Genomic DNA, 23,614 nt, shown 5'->3' with positions numbered 1-23,614 from the left:
GATAAAAAAGACTATGAAAAGAATTGGAATTTTAGGACTTGGCGGCGTTGGCGGCTATTTTGGTGGACTTTTAGCGAAAGAATATTATAAGTCTGAAGATGTTGAAGTGGTTTTTATTGCACGCGGTGAAACTCAAAAAGCGATTACAGAAAACGGATTGAAAATTGTAACAGATGATTCTGAAACAATTGTTTTTCCTAGTTTAGTTTCAAATAATCCTGACGAAATTGGCGAATTAGATTATTTAATTTGTGCAACCAAAACGTATGATATTGAAGAAAGTTTAACGTCTTTGAAAAAATCTATTAAGAAGGAAACGGTGATTTTACCATTGTATAATGGAGTAGACGCGCAGGAAAGAATCCAAAATATATTTCCCGAAAATGAAGTTTTACAAGGTTGTGTTTATATTATCTCGATGATCTTTTCACCCGGAACAATTCGGAAAATTGGCTTTTACGAAAAGTTATTTTTTGGCTCTAAAACCGCACCATTTTCAAAACTAGAAGAGTTGCAAAACATCTTCAAAAAAGCAAAAATAGAAAGTTACTTAGTTGCAAATATTGAAGAAACGGTTTGGGAGAAGTTTATTTTTATTTCGGCATTAGCCTCGGTAACTTCTTATTTAAATCAGAATATTGGTGAGATACTGCATAATTTAGAATCTAAAGTAATTTATATTGAACTGCTTCATGAAATCGAAGATGTGGCGCAGGCAAAAGGTCTAAAATTACCAGAAGATATTGTTGCGCAAACTATTGTAAAGTTAGAGAAATCTCCAAGAGAAGCAACATCATCTATGCATAGAGATTTAATTGCAGGTAAAAATACGGAAGCAGTTTCGCTCACACAGTTTGTTGTTAATGAAGGAAGAAAATATGGTGTAAAAACGCCTCTTTACGAAAAGATTGCTGCTATTTTAATTAAATAATACGATTATATCTGTAAGAAAATAATTTACTTTTTTAAGCTGTGGTATGTTTTTAATGTTATTTTTGCCCAAACCAATTTAAAATAACCAATGAAGAAAAATTACCTATTTCTATTACTTTCTGTTCTTTTTATAAATGCAGTTAATGCGCAAGACGATGCTCCAACTGCAGTAGCAAAACATCAGTTTAAAATTAATTTATTGCTTCCGGGATTTGTTTATGAGCACGGATTTAACTCTAAAAACACCTTGTATTCTGAAGCAAGTTTAGGTTTAGGTTTTCAAGCCAATTCAAACAATTCGAATTTTGCCATTTATCCTACTATTAATGAACAGTTTCGTCATTATTATAATCTTGAAAAAAGAGCAGAAAAAGGAAAAAGAACAGCAAGAAATTCAGGGAATTATTTAGCCGCAAATGCAGTTTATAGTTTTGGTTCGATTTCTACAAATGATAATTATAGAGAAGCTTCTTCTTCGTTTACACTTGGCGCCCTTTGGGGATTACAGCGTACGTATAAAGGAAGATTTAATTTAGAATTTAATGCTGGGCCGGGAGTGAATTTTGACGAATATGACACGGAATTTGTTCCAATCATAAATTTCACCTTAGGCTGGGTAATTGGAAAATAAAGCTCGTTTAAAATAGAAAAACCTTGATTTTATCAAGGTTTTTCTATTTTAAACTCTAAGCCAATACTTCGAACGCTTTCAATACTGATTTTTGGATCTGAATTAAAATATTTTCTAAGTCTGCTGATAAAAACATCCATGCTTCGTCCAGAAAAATAATCGTCTTTTTTCCAAACAGACATTAAAATTTGTTCTCTTTTTAACAGCTGATTATGGTTCAGATATAAATATTCAATAAGTGAAGCTTCTTTTTCAGTGAGCTGTTGAACGTGATTTCTATTATTAAGAGTTAAACGCTCGTTATCAAAAATATACGAACCAATTTCAATTGTATTATTTCCTTCTAGACTTCTCTTTTGCTCGAGTCTCTTCAATATGTTCTGCAGACGCAGAATCAGCTCGTCGACTTCAAAAGGTTTTGCTATATAGTCGTCAGCGCCAAGTTTTAATCCAATGATTTTGTCTTCTTTTAACTTTCTTGCAGTTAGAAAAATAAAAGGAGTCTCGGGATTTATTGTAATCATTTTTTCAGCCAAAGAAAACCCATCCAATTTGGGCATCATGACATCAAGAATACAAATATCGAAAGTCTGGTTTTTAAAATGATCTAAAGCTATTTCGCCATTTTCTGCCCAGGTTACTTCAAATTGATGAAGCTCTAAATATTGTTTTAAAATCGCTGCAAAGTCAAAATCGTCTTCAGCTAAAAGTAATTTTTTCAAAATATGGTAATTAAACTTTTAATAAAATTGTAAACTGAGTTCCTTTTCCTAAATCACTAATAACGTTAACAGAGCCCTGATGCGCTTTTACGATTTGATCAACATAATATAATCCTAAACCCAAGCCTTTTGTATTGTGAAGATTTCCTTGTTCTACACGATAAAATTTATCAAAAAGAAGTGATTGTTTGTTTTTTGCAATTCCAATTCCGTCATCTTCAAAACAGATAGAAAACTGATTTTCTACGATTTTTGTTCTTACAGTAATCGTGTTCGATCCATATTTTACCGCATTTTCTAAAACATTTAAAAGAGCTGTTGTTAAATGAAATTTATCCAGAACTAAAATCGTTTTCTGAGTTTGAAAATCAGTTTTAAGGTTGATTTTTGGAAAAGCAATTTTAAAATCATCGACAATTATCTGAAGGAAATTCTCAGTTTCAATTTTTTCCTTTTGCAATTCGATTTCATTTTCAGCCAAAGAATTTGCCATAACTTGATCAATCAAATTTTGAAGACGATTGTTCTGACGTGAAATTGTATTGACAATTGAATTGAAATTCTCATCGTTGTCACGAATATTTTTTTGTTCCAAAATTTTGGTTGAAATACCCAAAGTTGCTAAAGGAGTTTTAAGTTCGTGTGTAATATTATTGATGAAATCTGTTTTTACATCACTTACCTTTTTCTGTTTAATTAAAGCTTTAAGTGCAATTACAAAAAGTGAAATTAGTGTAAGAATTGACAATAATGATAAAGCGAGAATAAAAGCCATTCGTTTTAAAATAATCAATTCCCAATCGATAACCGAAACATACATCGAATCTTCGGTAAGTAATTTATATTCTTGATTTTCAAAAGTTCCGTTTGTAGTTCCAACATAATTTCGAACTAAAAAAGCATGATTTAAAGATGCCAGATTTCCGTATAATTTATTTTGTATAAAAGGCTTTTCAGAGAAAATTGTATCTCTTTTTTTAGCGTTTTTGTAAAGGATAAATTTATTTAGAACAATAGCAAAATCAATTTTGAAATTGGGTAAATCTCTTTCAAACTTTCGTTGAATTTTCTGTGTTAACGCATCATTAGATTTGCTTTCTAAAATGCCTTTTTTAATATCAATTTTAGAATTTTTGCCTTTAATATATTGTTCCGATAAATTCTTGTAAAGCGCTTCTTTTTTTGAAACTAAAGCAGCGTCAATGTCACTGTAATTATTTGTAATTGCTGCAATCTCATTCTTGATCTGTGTATGAAACTGCGCCACTTTATAATCGTAAGCAGTTTTTACCAAATAACATTGTACTGTCGACAAGACAAGTAGTGCGACAACCGAAAGCGTTATTAATAAATTGATTCTTTGCTTCATAAACTTAAAAATTCACTTCAAAAATACTGCTTTTGTGAGATATTCCAGCCATTAACTCAGCATTAACCTTCAATTAACCTTGATAACTCTTTTTTAGAAGCATTTTTGCATCATCTCAAAACAAAAAAACTAAAAATGAACCTTTATTTGCCATTAAAACTCCTTATTGCACTTTTGCTTTTTTGTCTTTCATTTGCTGCAAATGCACAGAGTGAAACTCCAAAAGACTCTATTTCAAATCAATTGAACGAAGTTGTTGTCAATCAGAATAAAAAGACTTTTACAAACTCAAACGGAAATATAAAAGTTGACGTTGCAAATTCTATTTACAATTCAATTCCAAATACAGTCGATTTGCTGGCAAAATTACCAACCGTTTTAGTGAGTCCAGATAAAGAAACTATTACAGTTGTAGGCAAAGGAAGTCCGCTGATTTATATTGACAATCAAAAAGTGGGAATGAATGATTTGAATGCTTTGGCTCCAGCCGATATTAAAACTATCGAAATTATTCAAAATCCATCTGCAAAATATGAAGCGGAAGGAAGATCTGTGATTTTGATTACAAGAAAGTTTAGTAAAAAAGATAGTTTTAGAACCGATATTTCTGAAACGGCATCTTTTAAAAAACAGTTTAATAATTACCTCGGATTTAATTCTAGTTTTAAAAAGAATAAATTAGAATGGAAAGCAAACTTCAATTATAATCGTTTAAATCCTTGGGAAAATCACAGTATCGATTACCAAATTCCAAATGCAGAAATAGCTTCCAAATATGATGTAACAGCTCAAACAAAAAGAAAACAATTTATTTTTGGCGGCGGTGTGTTTTATAAAATAAACGAAGATGATTATTTCTCGTTTAGTATCAATAGTAAACTGCAGACGGATACTTTTCCTATAAATACAATTACAGATAATAAAAATAAAGATGTACAGAATAATGTTATTACTTACAGTGATAATGAGGGAGACAAGAATTTTGCAAACGCATTTTTGAATTATTCTAAGAAAATTAAAGCAATTGATATGCTTATTTTTAGTGGTTTTCAATATTCGAATTTCGATCAAAAATCGTGGAGTAATGTGCAAGATAATTTTAATAATACGCAATTTGAGATGTCTCAAAATCGTGATCAAAATTTTAAAGTGAATGTTTTTTCGGGAAGAATTGATACAGAGAAAAAGTTTAAAAATGATCTGAAATTAGAAATTGGAGGATTGTATTCATCAGCAGATTCAAAATCGGATATTGATATTTTTTATTATAAAACGGGTGTTGATGAAATAAGTAATTATGATTTCAAAGAACAGAATTTGGCAGGATACAGTCAGTTTTCAGGAAAGATTAAAAAGGTTGATTTTTCATTTGGAGTCAGAGTTGAAAATACGAATGTCAACGGAAAGTTTAAAAGTGATTTATTGCCTTTGGTTGATAAAAATTACACGAAATTCTTTCCAAAAGCACAATTCACATTTCCAATTGACAGCACAAAAAGTATTAGTGTAAACTATTCAAAAAGTATAGCAAGACCCAATTATTCGTCTTTAAGTCAGGGAGCTACATATATAAATCCATATTTTTTGTATGCCAGAAATATATTTTTAGATCCCACAATGATCAATGAAATTTCCTCGACTTTTCAGTATCACGATAAAACGGTTAAATTGAGTTATTATAAAAATACAAATCCAGTTTATAACAGTTTTACGTTTGATGAACAGAATAATACAATGACTTTTAAAGATGTGAATTTTGATAAAGAAACTGGTTTTAATCTTGATTTTGAATTGCCTTTTACTTATAAGTTTTGGACAACGAATAATTCACTGATTTTTATTTTAGAGAAAATCGAAGATGCTTCTGCAGTATTTATGACTGCGAAACCCTATTTTTATTATTACTCCAATAATGAATTTAAGCTTCCAAAGGAATATAATTTTGTGTTGAATTTTTGGGGATTGACAAAACAGAAAGTTGGTGTTTTTGAAAGAAATCCAATGTTTGTTGTTGATATGGCAGTTTCGAAAACCTTTTTTAAGAAATGGAGTTGTACTTTAAGCTGGAATAATATTTTTAAAAACACGATTAGAACGGAGAATTTTACCATTAATGCTGTCAGTTCGAAAGCACGATATGTAGTGGATTCTCATGAAATTTCGATTGCGTTAAAGTACTCTTTTGGAAAAGTGAAAGAAAGTGAGTTTAAAGGAAAAAGTATTGATGAGAACGAAAGCAGAGTTAAATAAAAAAGAAAAAACCTTGAAAATTCAAGGTTTTTTTATGCTGTAAAAAGAAAATTATCCTTCGTCTTCTTCCGTAATTTTTATTGGAGTATCACCTGGTAATTCCTCATCGTCATCTGTCGAATTTAATTCGAAGAAACTAAAGAAAGAACCTCCGTAACTTTTTTGAAATGAAAAATTACTCAAATGATCTAGTTTGGTGTACTTTGAATGTTCGATAATCATCATGCCGTCTTCGTGAAGCAAATCTCTTTCGAAAACCGTTAAAACAATTTTTTCAAAAGTGTTTTGATCTAATCCATAAGGAGGATCGGCAAAAATAATATCATAAGATGTTTTACAGTTCTCGAGAAATTTAAAAACATCGCTTTTGGTAGCCGCAATGTCAAAATCATATTCTGACGAAACTTGTTTAATAAATTTCACGCATCCAAAATCACCATCAATAGAGGTAATTGGTGCGCTTCCGCGTGATGCAAATTCGTAGCTGATATTTCCGGTTCCCGAAAATAAATCTAAAACCTTTAAGCCCTCAAAACTAAAATGATTATTCAAAACATTAAATAATGCTTCTTTACTCATATCAGTCGTAGGTCTTACAGGAAGGTTTTTTGGCGGAAAAATGCGGCGTCCTTTGTATTTTCCTGAAATAATTCTCATGATTGAAATAAGATATAATGTTTTTGATTCTGAGCAGTTGTATAATTGTTTTTTTCTTGTAATGTGCTTACGTCTAAGAAAGATACATTACGAATATATTTGTATGCAATCGCATAAAATGGATCGTTTTGGTTTATTGTGCCTAACAATTCCAGTTGAAAAAGTTCTGGATTTAAATTGGTTTGTTCGGCTGTAAAAAGCAAATAATAAATAAAATCTTCTGGAGTTTGATATTCAAAAGAGTTAAATAATAATAGTTTTTGGTTTTGAACTACTATAACCTCAAAATGATTTAGGTTAAAGTTTACCACCATTTTTTTCTCGTCATTATTTCTTGAACCTTCAAGAATTTTTTCGACTAGAATACTATTTACGTGTTTGTACTCAAAAGATCCGACATTATCAATTAGAAAATTATTGATATTTATGTACGGGATATAAACAGAGTTCATTTCGTAATTTGAGATTTTATCGAAAGTAAAAAAATCAGATTCAAATACTTTTGTACTGTACTGTAAATAACTGCCTAGATAATTCTCGTCAAATAAAGCAGTTGGTACAAAAGTCGAAAGATTGTTGTTATGAATGACTAGAATATCATCGTAGGTTTCTTTTAATTCAGGATAATTTTTAAATGAAGCTGAAAATAAGTCCTCGATTTTATTTTGTTTTTGAGAAGTATCAAATTGTACGTCGTTAAACGAAGTAATGGTATTATTTAAAGTATCAAAACAGCAAAATGAAAATCCATTCAGTGAAACCTGAATCGAAAGTTTTTTATAATTTTTGGAAATAATGTTAGTGTTTTGTAATGACATATTGATTTACAATTCGTTACCTGTTTTACAAGAAAGAATTTAAGGCGACTACAAACTTACAAATTAAAAAGGAACAATTATAATTGCAATTTCAAAAAACAATATTACAAGGAAGTTACTAAAGTTTTATCGTTGTGTTATTTTTTTAGAGTTTAACCAATAAACGATATAAGGTATTTAAGCTTAGAGGATATTTTTTTTATTATTGAGATCATTTAAGCACTATCAGCATCAAAAGGAAGCGTTTTATATGGTATTTTAAAATTACTTCGCTCATTGTGTGTAATATCTAGATATTTGTTTAAACACATAGAAACATAGATTTTATAGTTTAAAAAGAATACAAAAAGAAACACATTTCTTTCACATAAGCATGCTTTGTGCATTTTTGTTAAGTGAAATGCCTTTTTTGTTAAGTCAGAGTCTATCCCGATAGTTATCAAGACTATGTGTTAAAGATAAATATCCTCAACGAGTTGAATAGCTTATATCACTTATATGGTTTCAAATTATTGCCATTGCCATTAAAAAAGGCGACCTTTGTATTTCAAATTTTCCTTATGAATTCAGCATTGTTTTACGGCATTTTACAAAAAAGATTTCCATTTGCACCCACATACAAACAGGATATTTTTTTTCAAAAAATTGCTATTTTTTTAACCGAACCAGTTAACGATACCATTTTTGTATTAAAAGGATATGCGGGAACCGGAAAAACAACGGTGATTTCGACAATTGTAAACAATCTTGGCGACATAAATAAAAAGTTTGTTTTGCTTGCACCAACTGGACGTGCTGCAAAAGTAATTGCTAATTATTCGAATACGCCGGCTTTTACTATTCATAAAAAAATATATTTTCCTAAAAAATCGTCGGGTGGAGGAGTTGCTTTTACAAAACAACTTAATAAACATAAAAACACCATTTTTATAGTTGATGAGGCTTCGATGATTTCAGACAGCACTTTAGACAGCGGTTCACTTCTTGATGATTTGATTAATTACGTTTATTCTGGAACTAATTGTAAAATGATTCTTTTAGGAGATACAGCACAGCTTCCACCAGTAAATTTAGATATAAGTCCAGCGTTAGATATTCAAACACTCGGAATTCATTACGATAAAGAAATTGAACATATTGAACTAGATGAGGTAATGCGTCAGGAAGAAAGTTCGGGAATTTTGTTCAATGCAACTGAATTACGTGAGCTGTTGAAGGAAAGCTTTATTACCGAGTTTAGATTCAATGTAAAAAAGTTTAAAGATATCGTGCGTCTTACAGATGGATATGATATTCAAGATGCGATAAATACAGCTTATAGTAATTATAGTATTGAAGATACTGCTTTTATTGTGCGATCTAATAAAAGAGCCAATCAATACAATGAACAAATTCGAACTCGGATTTTGTTCAAAGAAAGTGAACTTTCTGTAGGTGATTTTTTGATGGTAGTTAAGAATAATTATTTCTGGCTTAAAGAAACAGATGAAGCTGGTTTTATTGCAAATGGCGATATTATTGAGGTTCTCGAAATGTTTGGAATTAAGGAATTGTACGGATTTACTTTTGCAAGAGTAAAAATAAGAATGGTCGATTATCCAGATCAGAAACCTTTTGAAACGGTGTTACTTTTGGATACTATAAAAAGTGAATCTCCATCATTGACTTACGAAGAATCAAATCGTTTGTATGAAGAAGTGATGAAAGATTATGAAGACGAAACAACAAAGTATAAGAGATTTCAAAGAGTAAAAGAAAACGAATATTTCAATGCTTTACAGGTGAAATTCTCTTATGCTATAACGTGTCACAAATCACAGGGAGGACAATGGAATACTGTTTTTATAGAACAGCCTTATTTGCCAAATGGTATCGATCGCGATTATATTAGATGGTTGTATACGGCTATGACACGTGCTAAAAATAAGTTATATTTGATAGGATTTAAAGACGAGAGTTTTGAGGAATAATTTTTTAGCCGCAGATTAAAATGATTTTCACAGATTTTATAATAAATGACGTGCTAAAGTTTTTTTTTTGAAATCATTTTAATCCTTTTAATCTGTGGCAAATAATATTTTACAATGACAACACTAAACGACTTACATTCGATTTCGTCAACGTTTTCGAATACGGATAAAATGCCGGTTCTGTTTTTAGGACATGGAAGTCCTATGAATGCAATTGAAGAAAATCAGTTTGTGACTGGTTTTCGCAATTTGGCAAAAACATTACCGCAGCCCAATGCTATTTTATGCGTTTCGGCACATTGGTTTACTAAAGGAACCAAAGTTACTTCGATGCAAATGCCAAGAACAATTCATGATTTTGGAGGTTTTCCACAGGCTTTATTTGATGTTCAATATCCTGCGAAGGGAAGCCCTGAATTAGCGTTAGAAACCAAAAGAATCTTAGATCCGGTTCAAGTAGATTTAGATGAACATTGGGGGTTAGATCATGGTGCTTGGAGTGTAATAAAGCATTTATATCCAGAAGCAAATGTTCCTGTAATTCAGTTGAGTATTGATTATACTAAATCAGGTCAATATCATTTTGAATTAGCACAAAAACTGCAGTCACTGCGTCGTAAAGGTGTTTTGATTATTGGGAGCGGAAATATTGTGCACAATCTTAGAATGGTTGATTTTAGAAACTTTGATAAAGATAATTATGGTTACGATTGGGCAATTGAAGCTCGAGAAACGGTGAATAATTATTTATTAGACGGGAATTTTCAGCCCTTAATAGATTTCGAAAAAATGAATCAAGCAATTCAATTGGCAGTTCCAACGCCAGAACATTATTTGCCTTTATTGTACACCTTAGGATTAAAAGAAAAATCAGAAGAATTGAGTTTATTCAATGATAAACTTTTAGCAGGTTCATTGAGTATGACCTCAGTAAAAATTATTTAAAAATTGATTAGAAATTTTACCGCAAAGTACGCAAAGTTATTTTGTTTGGATTACGCTTATAAAGTGTAAAAGTTCGCAAAGCTTTATCAATATAGCTTTGCGAACTTTTGCGTTTGATATAACCTTGCGAATAAAACAACTTTGCGTACTTTGCGGTAAAATGCGTTTCGCAGATCCGGTTACAAAGTAGTCTATTTTTCTAGATTGTATGCATATAAATATCCATCTGCACTTCCAAAATAAATTGTACTATTATTGATAGATGGTGAAGAAAGAATTGATCCTAATTTGTAAAATTGAGCCATTACTTTTTTGTTGTTGTCGTAATAAGACAGATCTTCGTTTTGACCTGCATATCCAAAATCTAAAAGATCATTTTTTAAAATAGAGTTTGCATATTGTTTACGATTGTCAGTACTTATAGTATTTGATTTTTGTCCGTTAGAAAGCAAATCCAGTGAGAAGAAATTTCCAGTGAAATCACCAAAATAAACCGTATTTCCTGCTATTACAGGTGAGTTATAAACATAGCCATTTGTCTTGAATCTGTATTTTTCAGCGCCGGTTTTTGCGTCAAGTGCCAATAAAACATAGGTATCAGAAGTTCCTACATAAATAGTTCCATTTGTGATGACAGCAGTGCTTAGAATCCAAGAATTTTCAGCATCATATTTCCAGATTAGTTTTCCCGTTTCGGCATCAAGTGAAAAGAAGTGAGGATCACGCGCTCCAAAATATACTTTTCCGTCAGAAACTGCCACAGACGATTGTATACCTTTAAAACCTATTTTAGTGGAAGTAGCAAAATGCCATATTTCTTTTCCGGTTTCTGCATTCAATGCGTATAGAACAGCATCCCAGCCGCCAACGAAAACTTTGTTTTTATCTATAACAGGAGTTCCATGAACAGGACCATTAGTTTTAAACTTCCAGTTTACATTTCCGGTTTTTGTATCAAGCGAATAGATGTTTCCGTCGCTGCTTCCAAAGATAACTTGAGCTGTTTTTTTATTTTGATATACAACTGGCGATGATAGGTAAAAACTCCATAAATCCTCCATGTATTGTGTTTCAGGTTTCATTCCACCGCCGCCTTTTTCTCCCATCCAGTGTTCTCCGCCCGTTTTGAATTTCCAAATTTGTTTTCCTGTTTTAGTGTTTACTGCGTAATAATTGCCGTCAAAACTTCCAAAGAAAACAGTATTCTCAAAAATGCTGGGTGAACTGTGAATCGCGCCATCTGTTTTAAATTTCCACTTTAGATTTCCTGACTTTTCTTCAATTGCATATAAAAAGCCATCTTCGCTGCCAATATAAACAATTCCGCTTTTGGTAATGGGTGAAGAGAAGATTTTACCTTCGGTTTTAAACTTCCATTTTAGAGTTGTCAGCGGCTGATAACCATTGCCGTCAAAGATGTTATTTGCAAATGCATTTAGTGGAGCAGCATTATTTTTTTGGCTTAAAGCCGAATTAATAAAAGTTAAATTCAATAAAAACAGAACCAGAATCGACGATTTTCTCATACTTTTTTTTCTGATAAATATACTTTATTTTTTAAAACATTGGCAATCAGTTTTATAACGATCTGTGGTAATTATGTTTTTTATCTTAGGTTTGAATAGTTACATTTGTTTTACTAAAAAAGATTTACAATGAAAATAATAGCGGTAATTCCGGCGCGATATGCATCGACACGTTTTCCTGCAAAGCTTATGCAGGATTTGGGAGGCAAAACAGTAATTCTACGAACATACGAAGCTGCGGTTTCGACAAAATTATTTGATGATGTTTTTGTAGTAACCGATTCTGATTTGATATTTGATGAAATCGTTTCTCAAGGCGGAAAAGCAATTATGAGTATTAAAGAACATGAATCTGGAAGTGACCGAATTGCAGAAGCTGTAGCCAATCTTGATGTTGATATTGTTGTAAATGTACAAGGTGATGAGCCTTTTACGGAAGCAGCGCCATTAGAGCAGGTTTTGTCAGTATTTAAAAAAGATGCGGACAAAAAAGTTGATTTGGCTTCGTTAATGCGTGAAATTACAGATGAAGATGAAATTAATAATCCAAATAATGTAAAAGTGGTGGTAGATCAATCACAGTTTGCATTGTATTTTTCTAGATCAGTAATTCCGTATCCAAGAGATAAAGAGGCTGGAGTTCGTTATTTTCAGCACATCGGAATTTACGCGTTTAGAAAACAAGCGTTATTAGACTTTTACAGTCTTCCTATGAAATCTTTAGAAGCTTCTGAGAAGTTGGAGCAATTACGTTATTTAGAATTCGGAAAACGTATTAAAATGGTTGAAACAACACATATTGGAATTGGGATAGATACTGCAGAAGATTTAGAGAAGGCGAGAGCTATTCTGAAGGATATTTAATTGCTCCTAGTTTGAACGCTGATTAAACAGATTCGCTTTCGCGAAAGCGCGGATTTAAATGGATTTCTAATTTAATATGCGCGTTTTTTGTCATTTCGACGAAGGAGAAATCTTCGTAAGAAACTCTGTGCAGTTAATCTCCAATCTTTGTTGAGCTGCTTGTGAGGATTTCTCCTTCGTCGAAATGACATACTCGGCGGTTACTTTGGATAAAGAATATCTTTGTCGAATTCCGAGTGTGATTTCTCTCCCGAGGCTTCGGGATCGAAATGACAAACTTTGTGTATAAAAAAAACTCCAAATACTTGGAGCTTTTTTTTATCTAAAACGTTCTAAAATTCTTAGTACAAACTAGGATATTTAGAAGGATTAACTTCGTTCATCATGCTGTATACTTTCTCAAAAATATCTTCGGCAGAAGGTTTAGAGAAATAATCGCCATCAGTTCCGTAAGCAGGTCTGTGTGCTTTTGCAGCAAGTGTTTGTGGTTTGCTGTCAAGATAATTGTAAGCGTCTTGCTCTTCTAAAATTTGTTGTAGAATAAAAGCTGAAGCTCCGCCTGGAACGTCTTCGTCAATTATTAATAGACGGTTTGTTTTAGCGATACTTTTTACAATGTCTTTATTGATATCAAACGGAAGTAAGGATTGCACATCGATTACTTCACAGTCAATTCCTAAGTCTAATAATTCTGTTGCAACTTGTTGTACCAATCTTAAAGTTGATCCGTAAGAAACTAAAGTAATATCAGAACCTTCTTTTAAGGTTTCAACAACACCAATTGGTGTTTTGAATTCACCAAAGTTCAAAGGTGTTTTTTCTTTTAAACGGTAACCGTTAAGACATTCAATTACTAAAGCTGGTTCATCGCACTCTAAAAGAGTATTGTAAAATCCTGCAGCTTGTGTCATGTCTCTAGGAACTAAAACATGAATTCCACGAATAGCATTTATAATCATTCCCATAGGAGAACCAGAATGCCAAATACCTTCTAAACGGTGTCCGCGGGTTCTGATGATTAATGGTGCTTTTTGTTTTCCAACAGTTCTATATTGTAAGGTCGCCAAATCATCACTCATGATTTGTATAGCATACAACAGATAATCTAAATATTGAATTTCGGCAATTGGGCGTAAGCCTCTTAAAGCCATACCAATTCCTTGTCCAAGGATAGTTGCTTCACGAATTCCGACATCGGCAACACGAAGTTCTCCGTATTTTTCCTGCATGCCTTCAAGACCTTGGTTAACATCACCAATGTTTCCAACATCTTCACCAAAAATCAAAGTTTCTGGATATTTAGAGAATAATGCATCGAAATTATCACGTAGAATCATTCGGCCGTCAGAATCTGCTTTTGCATTTTCTGCGTATTCAGGCAGTACTTTTTGTACTGAGAATACATTTTGCTCAGATTCAGAATGCAAATTGCTGCTGAATTTTTTCTGAGTAACTCCTATATAATTAGTAATCCAGTTTGATAAAAGCATTTTGCTGTTTGGTACTTCAACAAAGCGAAGAATCTTTCTTGCAAAAACTAAAATCTCCTTTTTTAAAGGCGCTTTTATCGCACTTAATTCTGAAATGTATTTCCTAATTCTGTCTTTATGGTTGATGCTTGCTTCAGCAATTTGTTCCAATAAAGCCAAAAGATTTTTTTGATCTTCAATAATTGGATTGATGAAAGAATTCCAAGCTTCTTTTTTAGCTTCTAGGACTTCTTTTTTCAATTCAAAATCGATTTCAGCTAGTTCTTCTGGTGATGCAATATTGATGGCAATCATCCATAAACGCATCTGACGAATACAATCGAAGTCTCTTTCCCAAGCTAATCTTTCTCCATTTTTATAACGTTCATGAGAACCTGATGTAGAGTGTCCTTGCGGCTGTGTTAATTCGTTAACGTGAATTAGAACCGGAATATGTTCTTCACGAGCAATAGCACCTGCTCTTTCGTATGTTGAAACTAATTCAGCATAATCCCAGCCTTTTACTCTAAAAATTTCATATCCTTTAGAATCTTCATCACGCTGATATCCTTTTAAGATTTCAGAGATATTTTCTTTTGTAGTTTGATGTCTGGCATGAACAGAAATACCATATTCGTCATCCCAAACACTCATTACCATAGGAACTTGCAGTACTCCTGCAGCATTTATGGTTTCAAAAAACAAACCTTCAGATGTACTTGCGTTTCCAATAGTTCCCCAAGCCACTTCATTTCCATTTACAGAGAAATTATCTTTGATGGTAATACCGTCAACATTTCTGTAAATTTTTGAAGCCTGAGCTAATCCCAATAATCTTGGCATTTGTCCAGCTGTAGGTGATATATCTGAGCTTGAATTTTTTTGCTTAGTCAGGTTTTTCCATGATCCGTCTTCGTTTAAACTGTGCGTAACAAAATGTCCGCCCATTTGTCTTCCTGCAGACATTGGATCAAAATCTAAATCTGTATGACCATATAAACCAGCAAAAAATTGCTGCGGAGTTAATTCTCCAATGGCCATCATAAAAGTTTGATCGCGGTAATATCCAGAACGGAAATCACCATTTTTAAAGGCTTTGGCCATTGCAAGCTGAGGGACTTCTTTTCCGTCTCCAAAAATTCCAAATTTGGCTTTTCCTGTTAAAACTTCTTTACGACCTAAAAGGCTACATTCACGACTGGTAACTGCAATTCTGTAGTCGTTCAATACTTCAGTTTTGAAATCTTCAAACGTTAATGTAGTATTGCTTTTTTCTTTTATCATAATCTTGTGGGTCATGTTTAGACTGCGAAATTACTTAAAAACAATTAATAATCATAATTCTTTAAAATAAATATAATTTAATTATCTGTATTTAAATTCAAAAAACTACGTATTTTATTTATGTTATTTTTATTGTTTTCGTTATTTTAATGATAATTATTTATGTTTTTGTTTAAAATTAATTCAATTAAAACCATTTTCGGGTGAAAAGATTAACTAATGTTTTTGGCGAAAAGGTGATTACGAATCGAATTTTTTCATTGTATTTATTTTGAGTGATTTCCCAGCCATTATTAGAGTAAACGGGAAAAAATAATTCAAAATAGTCTGGAACTAAATTTAACCGAATACCGCTGTCATAAGCAAAATACTCACTTTGATGCTTATTTTTCAAGAAACCTACATCTCCATAAACTTCTATCCAGTTCCAGATTGCATAGCTGGCATTAAGAGTTGTCATCCATTGGTTAGCATATGCAGGTTCTAGCTTAGATTTAAAACCTCCTTCGGCCATAACATATTGCTGGCTGAAAAAGCCCGTGGTTTCAGATCTTCCGAAAAAGTTATAATCAAAAAGATAATCTGTAGGTCTGTCTAAACCAAAACTAAAATAATCTGAATTTGTTGTGTTGTATAAAAAACTTCCTGCATATAATCTTACGTTTAACTTATGGTTGTTCTCAAACAATCTTCGATATTCAATTTCACCGCCCACTTTTCCAAAATCACCTGCAAACTGAAGGTCTGTCATGAAGCTGAAATGATCGATTAATTCCGTTTTAGTATTAGAATAACGAGCATTAAAAATAGAGTAATTAGGTTTAGAATTGTCGGTAATGTAAGTACTTGCTTCTCGATTTACAATTACTTGTCTAAACATAAAGAGTTGTTTTCTATTATCTCTAAAGTTTTCTTCGCGAATTCTAAATTGAACCATCGGATTCAAACGTAAATAAGTGGCGTCTGGAGCGTAATGATAATAGTTTTGACTAATTGAATAGCGAATGTTGTACAAGGTTGTATGGCGATAATTTTGACTCCACACCAAAGCAGACGATCCTGAGAGAGTTCCAGCTTTAATAGAGTAAGCAGGAGTAATGTCGAATGTAAAGGGTTTGTCAAGAATGGTTTTATTATGAAAACGTATTCCCGGCGTAAAACCATCATATAAGTTGTACGATAGTGTCGGGATATATAATATTTGATTGTAATAGGGATCTTCTAGATCTTTCGCAAAATTAAATTTTATTGGTCGATTGGTAATTGCTAAAGTTTTTAGCGATTTCCAGTTATTTCTCTGGTTAAACTCAGGAACTTCATTTTCGTAGTTTATAACGATTTTGTCGGCATTTTTACGATCAAAATGATAAACGGAATCGTTTTTTTGCGGTTCAATCCATTGTTTAAAAACGACTTCGTTTTTTTTAAGTCCGAAAATAGGAATAGGAGCATAAATGCCTGTTCTATTTTTTACCGAAAATGTTATGCTGTCAGCTGTTCTTGAAACACTTGAAAATTTATAATCAATAATATCACGAGAGTCGATAATTGTTTTAAAAAACCAATCAATTTTTTTGGGGCTTTTATCAATTAGTATTTTTTCAAAATCATATCGGTTTGTTTGCTCTTGTTTATTCAGATTGTAAAATTCCTGTACACTTTCAGGCACAATATTATGGCTTAAGTAATCATCTAAATAACTTAAACTCAAACCAGCTCTGTATTTACTAGCAATTTGTTCGTTAAATTTTATTAAAGTGTTTTTAGGATCGCCAAGAGGTTGATCTAGATTTTTACGCGCCATCAGCATATAGTAATAGCTGTATTGCTCATTAAAAGTTAAATTGGTAATGTTGTAACTGTTAAAAAGTTTCATTTCAGAAAGTTTGCCCAGCATTTTCTGGTCCAAGTGGTTTTCTTCCATGTACTTTATCATCGCGTAAATTTGGATTCCGTCATAAATCCAATTGTCTTTTCTGGGATCAATACGAAGACTATTTTTTAGATAATTGTTGAGATAGGTTTTGAAAAAGGTAATTTCGAACATAAACTCATCTGTAAACGGACTTATAAAGGAAGGAAGCTGATTGAGTCCGTAAAATGGATTTCGATCATAATCGGCCTGCGAAACAGTGATTTTTTCATGCGGGTATTTACCAATAAAATCATTTGCAAAAGCCGTAACTCTATTGATGACAATTGCTTTTTGAATCTCGCTGATTTTTTTATTGTTTAAATCCGAAAGAACTTCTAAAGAACCATTACTGTAACTTCTGAAATTATTTTGCTTTTCGATTATTAAATTGAAATCGATTCTATTGCTTCCAGCGTAAGAATAAGTACTGAATAAAGGGTTTGAAGCGTCTTTCGAAACCGAATTTAAATCGGTCGTAATCGAGTAATTGGCTGGTATTTTTATTTCAACTTGATAATCTGTAACAGCATTTGCAATATCATCGAGATTGAAATTATTGTATTTTGTAAAACGGTGATTTTCAAATCGGGCAGGACTTAAGAACCAGTTTTTTAAAATCATTCCGCCATTTTGATCAAAACCGTAGTGTGTAAATTTGTTGCTCGGAATTTTTGCAATATAAGTTATATGAAGATCAATTTGTTCTCCTGGACGCAGCTTTCGGTTTAACCTGACAACAATAAAATCTGGATTCTTGGCGGTTCGTTCCCATTCAAGCGCCATAAAATCAGAGTCTGTTAGATTTAAAATCGTTGTATTTCCTCTTTCCGTAGTTTTAGCCACATGAAAACCTCTGTAAAATTCATCAGAAAAGCGTTTGGCAAGCGGAGTGTTTTTGTCTGAAAATGCATTGTTCCAGTCATTCAAAACAATAGAAACTAAAGTATCGTTAGAAGTATTGCGATACGTAATATCCTGCTTGATATTTAGTGTTTTAAGTTCAAGATTTACCGCAACTTCCATCTTAGATTGATGTTGACCGTATTGCTTTATTGAACTGAATAAAACAAAAATGAGGATTATAATTTTAAATAATGATTTCAAGAATTTGGCGTAAAATTTAGGACTTTATCTTTAATGTACGTGTGTTCTGTTGTTTTGGTTTTATGTAAAAATAACATAAAAAAAGCTGTTTTAAAAAACAGCTTCTCATTTTTGTAATAATATAGGGTTCAAACATTAAAAGTTTGGACTCAAATCGTATTTCTTATAGAATTTATCTAAAACGTCAACAACTTCATCTTCAGTGTCTACGATTTTAAATAAGTTCAAATCTTCAGGGCTTACGGTATGCATTTTCTCAACCAAAACAGTTTTTACCCATTCGATCAAACCAGACCAAAATTCTACTCCAACTAGAATAATTGGGAATTTTCCAATTTTTTTAGTTTGAATCAAAGTGATCGCTTCAAACATTTCGTCCAAAGTTCCAAAACCTCCTGGCATAACCACAAAACCTTGCGAATATTTTACGAACATAACTTTTCTCACAAAGAAATAATCGAAATTCAGGTTTTTATCATGATCAATATAAGGGTTAAAATGCTGCTCAAACGGTAATTCGATATTTAAACCAACCGAAGTTCCTCCACCTAAATGTGCGCCTTTGTTTCCAGCTTCCATAATTCCAGGTCCTCCGCCAGTAATTACGCCATAGCCGGCTTTACTAATTTTATAAGCAATTTTCTCAGCTAATAAATAATATTTATCGTCTGGTTTTGTTCTCGCCGAACCAAAAATAGATACGCACGGACCAATTCGTCCCATGCTTTCATAACCATTTACAAATTCGGCCATGATTTTAAAAATCGCCCAGCTGTCATTTGTTCTAATTTCATTCCACGTTTTTTGTTTCAAACGGTCTTGAATTACTTTGTCCTCGTCATTATCAAAATCTTCTAATCTCATTTTAGGTATTTTAATTTATTATTCTATTTGTTTTGTCTGTGCGGTCAAAGGAAGGAGCTCGTTCCTGCTGTCCGCTATATCTTTTGTGCCAAACCCCGGCACAAAAGGATGCCGCTCCCATCAGGGCTAAGGCAGTTGGTTTCATATAAACAGTTAGTTTAATCGAAACATCTTTCTTCAAATGCTTGAAATTTTGAAAAAAAGCGGTTACTAAATTAACTCTTTTTTTCAGAATTGTTACAAAAAAGCAAGTTTATAATCTAAAACTAGCATAGTAAAAATATGGATTTTTTGTTTTTAGTTCATTATCAAAGAATTAAAGCTAGATGAACTTTAAGCGTGAAGTAACCGAAAAGAAATAAAGAGCTTGTTAATCGTTGTTTTTATTTCAGATCTTTAATGGTTAGTGTTCTGTAAGTGTTACAATACGTATTTATGGGTTTATTGTTTCTAGTTCCTGGAGTCAATATTTGGTCAAATGACATTATTGCGCGATCAATCTCATCTTTTAAAATGCTATTTGGAGCTATACAATTAACTTTAATAATCCTTCCTTCTGTATTAATAGAAAATCGTGGACTAAAAGTGATTTCGCCTCTCAGATTCTGTTCACTAATGGTTTTAAGTGAAATGTTTTGTATAATATAATTGTTTAGTTTGTCATACAAACAGTTACTGATTTCCCAGTTCGTTTGAAGATTTTCGCAGCCTTTTACAACCGGTAATTGATCAACAACAGCAAATGTACTTGCTTTTATTATGATGTTTTTATTCTCTTTTGCAAATAGTTGGATACTGATTTTCCCACGCTTGTCAGCTTCTGAAAGGGCTAATTTTTCTAAAGGATAATTTTTAAAAATTTCAATAACTTTTCTATTTAATTCTTTATTTCCTGTATTGATGTGAAAATTAGAAGCCTTCTTTTTTTTATTTATTTCAAAAGTTAATCGAATGGTATAGTTAAATTTACTATTTGAAATGTTTTTGTATAAGTAAGAAGATTTAATTGTAGAGAAATCAATCTTTTTTAAAAGGTTTGATTCTAAATATATCTTAAAGTAATTAGCTAAATCATTGTTTTCCGCTGGTTGCGCTAAAGCTTGAAAAGTATTGTTTTCGTTTACATATTCCTCTTCAATTTCTTGTTTTGTGAAATAAGGATTGTCAGATTGTGTTTCCTGAATGTTTTTAATTCGTTCACGGACAATTTTATTAAGACTGTCTTTTTTTGATTGAGAATAAGTGGTGAATGAGAATAATAATATTGTAATGAATAATAAAATTGATTTCATCTTCTATATTTTTAAAACTAAAATATAAAATAATTAGTATTAAAATAGAACAATAGAAAGAATCTTTGTCAAAGTTTTAAACTTTGACAAAGATTCTTTTTTTTACTCTAACTCTTTTTTCAAAAACTTAGCCGTATAACTTTTTTTATTTTTAGCCACTTCTTCTGGAGTTCCTTTGGCAACCAGTTGTCCGCCGCCTTTTCCTCCTTCGGGACCAATATCAATAATATAATCCGCAAGTTTTATAACATCCATATTGTGTTCGATTACTAGAATCGTATTTCCTTTATCAACCAATTTATTGATAACGTCCATCAAAACTCGAATATCTTCAAAATGCAAACCGGTTGTAGGTTCATCTAGAATATAAAACGTATTTCCTGTATCTTTTTTAGATAATTCTCCAGCCAATTTAATACGCTGTGCTTCACCGCCGGAAAGTGTTGTGCTTTGCTGCCCGAGTGTGATATATCCTAAACCAACATCCTGAATGGTTTTTACTTTTCTATAAATCTTCGGAATGTTTTCAAAGAACGGAACAGCTTCATCAACGGTCATATCCAAAACATCCGAAATAGATTTTCCTTTATATCTAATTTCCAGCGTTTCTCTATTAAAACGTTTACCTTGACAGGTTTCACATTCTACATAAACATCAGGTAAAAAGTTCATTTCGATAGTTCTTACGCCAGAACCTTCACAGGTTTCACAGCGTCCGCCTTTTACGTTAAAACTGAAACGTCCTGCTTTATAACCGCGAATCATACTTTCGGAAGTCATGGTAAACAAGTTTCTGATTTCTGTAAAAACCTCAGTGTATGTAGCTGGATTTGAACGTGGCGTTCTTCCAATCGGACTTTGGTCGATATCTATGACTTTATCAATATGTTCTAATCCTTCAATTTTTTTATATGGCTGTGGTTTTTTTACGCCGTTAAAATAATACGCATTTAAAATAGGATAAAGGGTTTCATTGATTAAAGTCGATTTTCCACTTCCTGAAACTCCTGTAACGCAAGTTAATTGACCTAAAGGTATTTCGATCGAAACATTTTTTAGATTATTTCCTGTTGCTCCAGTCAGTTTTAAAAGCTTTCCGTTTCCTTCACGACGCTTTTTCGGAATTTCCAGCTTCATTTTACCGTTTAAATATTGAGCGGTAATAGTGTTTGATTTTAGAGTTTCTGCCGGAGTTCCAATACTGATAATCTCTCCGCCATATTTTCCAGCCTTCGGACCAATATCAATAACATAATCAGCCGTTTCGATCATGTCTTTATCATGTTCTACTACGATAACTGAGTTTCCAATGTCACGTAATTGTTCAAGTGATTTGATTAGTTTTTCATTATCTCTTTGGTGTAAACCAATACTTGGTTCGTCCAAAATGTATAGAACTCCAACCAATTGTGAACCAATTTGTGTTGCTAATCGAATACGCTGTGCTTCTCCACCAGAAAGTGATTTTGAACTTCGGCTTAGAGCCAGATAATTCAAACCAACATTCATCAAGAAGTTTAATCGGTCTTTGATTTCTTTTACAACTTCAGAAGCAATTAAAAGTTGTTTTTCGGATAAATGGCTGTTTAAGTCTTGAAACCAAGCTGTTAAATCAGAAATATCCATATTACACAATTCGGTAATGTTCTTTTCATTAACTCTGAAAAATTGTGCTTCTTTTTTTAAACGTGAGCCTTCGCAAACCGGACAATTTATTTCGTCCATAAAATCTTTTGCCCAACGTTTTATGCTGGTCGTTGCGCTTTCGTCATATTGATTTTTGATGAAGTTTGAAATTCCTTCAAAATCAATTTTATAATCTCGCGTAACGCCAAGATCTTTTGAGTTTATAGTAAATTTATCTTTTCCGCCATAAAGAATCATTGTCATGGCTTCTTCGGGAATTTTTTCGATTGGATCAGTGATTTTAAATCCAAATTTTTCTCCAATAGTTTCTAACTGCTTAAAGATCCAAGAAGATTTATATTCGCCAAGTGGAGCAAAACCACCGCTTTTAATTGATAATTTCGGATTTGGAATAATCTTTTTAACGTTGATTTCATGAACAGTTCCTAATCCGTTACAATGCGGACAAGCACCTTTTGGCGAGTTAAAGGAGAATAAATTTGGTTCTGGATTTTGGTACGAGATTCCAGTTGAAGGACACATCAAATTCCTGCTGAAATAACGAACTTCATTTGTATCTTGATCTAAAATCATCAATACGTTTTCGCCATGATGCATCGCAGTATTAATACTTTCAGCTAATCGTTTCTGATTGTCTTCTGTATTTTCGATAACCATTCTGTCTACAACAATTTCAATATCGTGCGTTTTGTAACGATCTAATTTCATGCCTGAAACTAAATCCTGTACTTCGCCATTTACACGAACTTTTAAGAATCCTTGTTTGGTAATTTGCTGAAATAATTCAGCATAATGTCCTTTTCTGGCTCTAATAATTGGTGCTAGGATATTAATTCGTTTTCCGTTAAAATCCTGAATAATCAAGTCTTTAATTTGCTCATCAGAATAAGAAACCATTTTCTCACCAGTGTTGTAACTGTAAGCATCGGCGCCACGAGCATAAAGAAGTCGAAGAAAATCGTATATTTCAGTAATCGTTCCCACGGTTGAACGCGGACTTTTACTGGTTGTTTTTTGTTCAATTGCAATAACTGGCGAAAGTCCGTCAATTTTATCAACATCGGGACGCTCTAATCCTCCAAGAAATTGACGAGCGTAAGCCGAAAAGGTTTCGACATAACGACGCTGTCCTTCAGCATAAATGGTGTCAAATGCCAACGAAGATTTACCCGAACCAGAAAGTCCTGTTATAACAACAAGTTTTTCACGCGGAATAGAAATATCGATATTTTTTAGATTATGAACTCTTGCACCAAGAACTTCAATAGTGTTGTCTTTATCTAGCATAATTTTGAGCAAAACGCAAAGTTACCACTTTGATTTGTTCTTTTTGTGCTCGACAGCAAAACTTTAT

The 23,614-nt window shown here is 32.4% G+C and carries 17 protein-coding genes; 6 read left to right on the top strand and 11 right to left on the bottom strand.

Annotation, left to right across the window (positions count from 1 at the left end):
- The first annotated feature begins 13 nt into the window (after positions 1 to 13).
- Both NLG42_RS20755 and NLG42_RS20750 read left to right on the top strand, forming a co-directional pair.
- Positions 14 to 931: a ketopantoate reductase family protein gene (locus NLG42_RS20755; RefSeq protein ID WP_257682214.1), complete on the top strand. Its 918-nt coding sequence runs from the start codon at positions 14 to 16 to the stop codon at positions 929 to 931.
- A 90-nt stretch (positions 932 to 1,021) separates the two neighbouring features.
- Entirely contained in the window at positions 1,022 to 1,564 is a 543-nt protein-coding gene (locus tag NLG42_RS20750) for a hypothetical protein (protein ID WP_089056140.1), read from the top strand.
- A 32-nt stretch (positions 1,565 to 1,596) separates the two neighbouring features.
- Here the strand turns inward: NLG42_RS20750 and NLG42_RS20745 are convergent, their stop codons facing one another.
- Positions 1,597 to 2,286: a response regulator transcription factor gene (locus NLG42_RS20745; protein ID WP_089056139.1), complete on the bottom strand. Its 690-nt coding sequence runs from the start codon at positions 2,284 to 2,286 to the stop codon at positions 1,597 to 1,599.
- 10 nt (positions 2,287 to 2,296) lie between these two features.
- On the bottom strand, positions 2,297 to 3,655 hold the full coding sequence (locus tag NLG42_RS20740; RefSeq protein ID WP_257682213.1) for a sensor histidine kinase: 1,359 nt from the start codon (positions 3,653 to 3,655) through the stop codon (positions 2,297 to 2,299).
- Positions 3,656 to 3,790: 135 nt separating this feature from the next.
- Between NLG42_RS20740 and NLG42_RS20735 the strand changes: the two genes are divergently transcribed.
- The gene (locus NLG42_RS20735) at positions 3,791 to 5,905 is read left to right on the top strand and encodes an outer membrane beta-barrel family protein (RefSeq protein WP_257682212.1); all 2,115 of its coding nucleotides are present in this window, start codon (positions 3,791 to 3,793) and stop codon (positions 5,903 to 5,905) included.
- A gap of 51 nt (positions 5,906 to 5,956) precedes the next feature.
- On the opposite strand, the gene NLG42_RS20730 is transcribed toward NLG42_RS20735, so the two are convergent.
- Positions 5,957 to 6,562, bottom strand: a complete 606-nt coding sequence (locus tag NLG42_RS20730; protein WP_257682211.1) for an RsmD family RNA methyltransferase — start codon at positions 6,560 to 6,562, stop codon at positions 5,957 to 5,959.
- Positions 6,559 to 7,380, bottom strand: coding sequence for a DUF3822 family protein (locus NLG42_RS20725; protein ID WP_257682210.1), 822 nt, complete (start codon positions 7,378 to 7,380; stop codon positions 6,559 to 6,561). Before NLG42_RS20725 ends, NLG42_RS20730 begins: the two co-directional genes overlap by 4 nt.
- Before the next feature lie 560 nt (positions 7,381 to 7,940).
- On the opposite strand from NLG42_RS20725, the gene NLG42_RS20720 reads away from it, so the two are divergent.
- Both NLG42_RS20720 and ygiD read left to right on the top strand, forming a co-directional pair.
- The gene (locus tag NLG42_RS20720) at positions 7,941 to 9,350 is read left to right on the top strand and encodes an ATP-dependent DNA helicase (protein WP_089056134.1); all 1,410 of its coding nucleotides are present in this window, start codon (positions 7,941 to 7,943) and stop codon (positions 9,348 to 9,350) included.
- Between the two features lie 114 nt (positions 9,351 to 9,464).
- A complete protein-coding gene (gene ygiD, locus NLG42_RS20715; RefSeq protein ID WP_257682209.1) occupies positions 9,465 to 10,295 on the top strand; it encodes a 4,5-DOPA-extradiol-dioxygenase in 831 nt (276 codons plus the stop codon).
- 191 nt (positions 10,296 to 10,486) lie between these two features.
- Here the strand turns inward: ygiD and NLG42_RS20710 are convergent, their stop codons facing one another.
- On the bottom strand, positions 10,487 to 11,821 hold the full coding sequence (locus NLG42_RS20710) for a PQQ-binding-like beta-propeller repeat protein (RefSeq protein WP_257682208.1): 1,335 nt from the start codon (positions 11,819 to 11,821) through the stop codon (positions 10,487 to 10,489).
- Positions 11,822 to 11,950: 129 nt separating this feature from the next.
- On the opposite strand from NLG42_RS20710, the gene kdsB reads away from it, so the two are divergent.
- Positions 11,951 to 12,685, top strand: coding sequence for a 3-deoxy-manno-octulosonate cytidylyltransferase (gene kdsB, locus NLG42_RS20705; protein ID WP_257682207.1), 735 nt, complete (start codon positions 11,951 to 11,953; stop codon positions 12,683 to 12,685).
- Positions 12,686 to 13,026: 341 nt separating this feature from the next.
- Here the strand turns inward: kdsB and NLG42_RS20700 are convergent, their stop codons facing one another.
- From NLG42_RS20700 to uvrA, 6 genes are all read right to left on the bottom strand, one after another.
- Positions 13,027 to 15,438 carry an alpha-ketoacid dehydrogenase subunit alpha/beta gene (locus tag NLG42_RS20700; protein ID WP_089056130.1) on the bottom strand — a complete coding sequence of 804 codons (2,412 nt, stop codon included), beginning with the start codon at positions 15,436 to 15,438 and terminating at the stop codon, positions 13,027 to 13,029.
- A 187-nt stretch (positions 15,439 to 15,625) separates the two neighbouring features.
- Positions 15,626 to 18,376 (bottom strand): gluzincin family metallopeptidase, encoded by a 2,751-nt coding sequence (locus NLG42_RS20695; RefSeq protein ID WP_257682206.1) that lies wholly within the window; start codon positions 18,374 to 18,376, stop codon positions 15,626 to 15,628.
- Positions 18,377 to 18,592: 216 nt separating this feature from the next.
- Positions 18,593 to 19,321 carry an LOG family protein gene (locus NLG42_RS20690; RefSeq protein ID WP_068845660.1) on the bottom strand — a complete coding sequence of 243 codons (729 nt, stop codon included), beginning with the start codon at positions 19,319 to 19,321 and terminating at the stop codon, positions 18,593 to 18,595.
- Between the two features lie 10 nt (positions 19,322 to 19,331).
- Positions 19,332 to 19,466, bottom strand: a complete 135-nt coding sequence (locus tag NLG42_RS20685; protein ID WP_257682205.1) for a hypothetical protein — start codon at positions 19,464 to 19,466, stop codon at positions 19,332 to 19,334.
- 238 nt (positions 19,467 to 19,704) lie between these two features.
- On the bottom strand, positions 19,705 to 20,613 hold the full coding sequence (locus tag NLG42_RS20680) for a hypothetical protein (protein ID WP_257682204.1): 909 nt from the start codon (positions 20,611 to 20,613) through the stop codon (positions 19,705 to 19,707).
- A gap of 102 nt (positions 20,614 to 20,715) precedes the next feature.
- A complete protein-coding gene (uvrA, locus tag NLG42_RS20675; protein WP_257682203.1) occupies positions 20,716 to 23,547 on the bottom strand; it encodes an excinuclease ABC subunit UvrA in 2,832 nt (943 codons plus the stop codon).
- Between the last annotated feature and the right edge of the window lie 67 nt (positions 23,548 to 23,614).

It is taken from the genome of Flavobacterium plurextorum (assembly GCF_024638035.1).
Lineage (GTDB): Bacteria > Bacteroidota > Bacteroidia > Flavobacteriales > Flavobacteriaceae > Flavobacterium > Flavobacterium plurextorum.
Note: the sequence above shows the minus strand (reverse complement) of the source record. Positions and strands in the feature narration are given on the sequence as shown.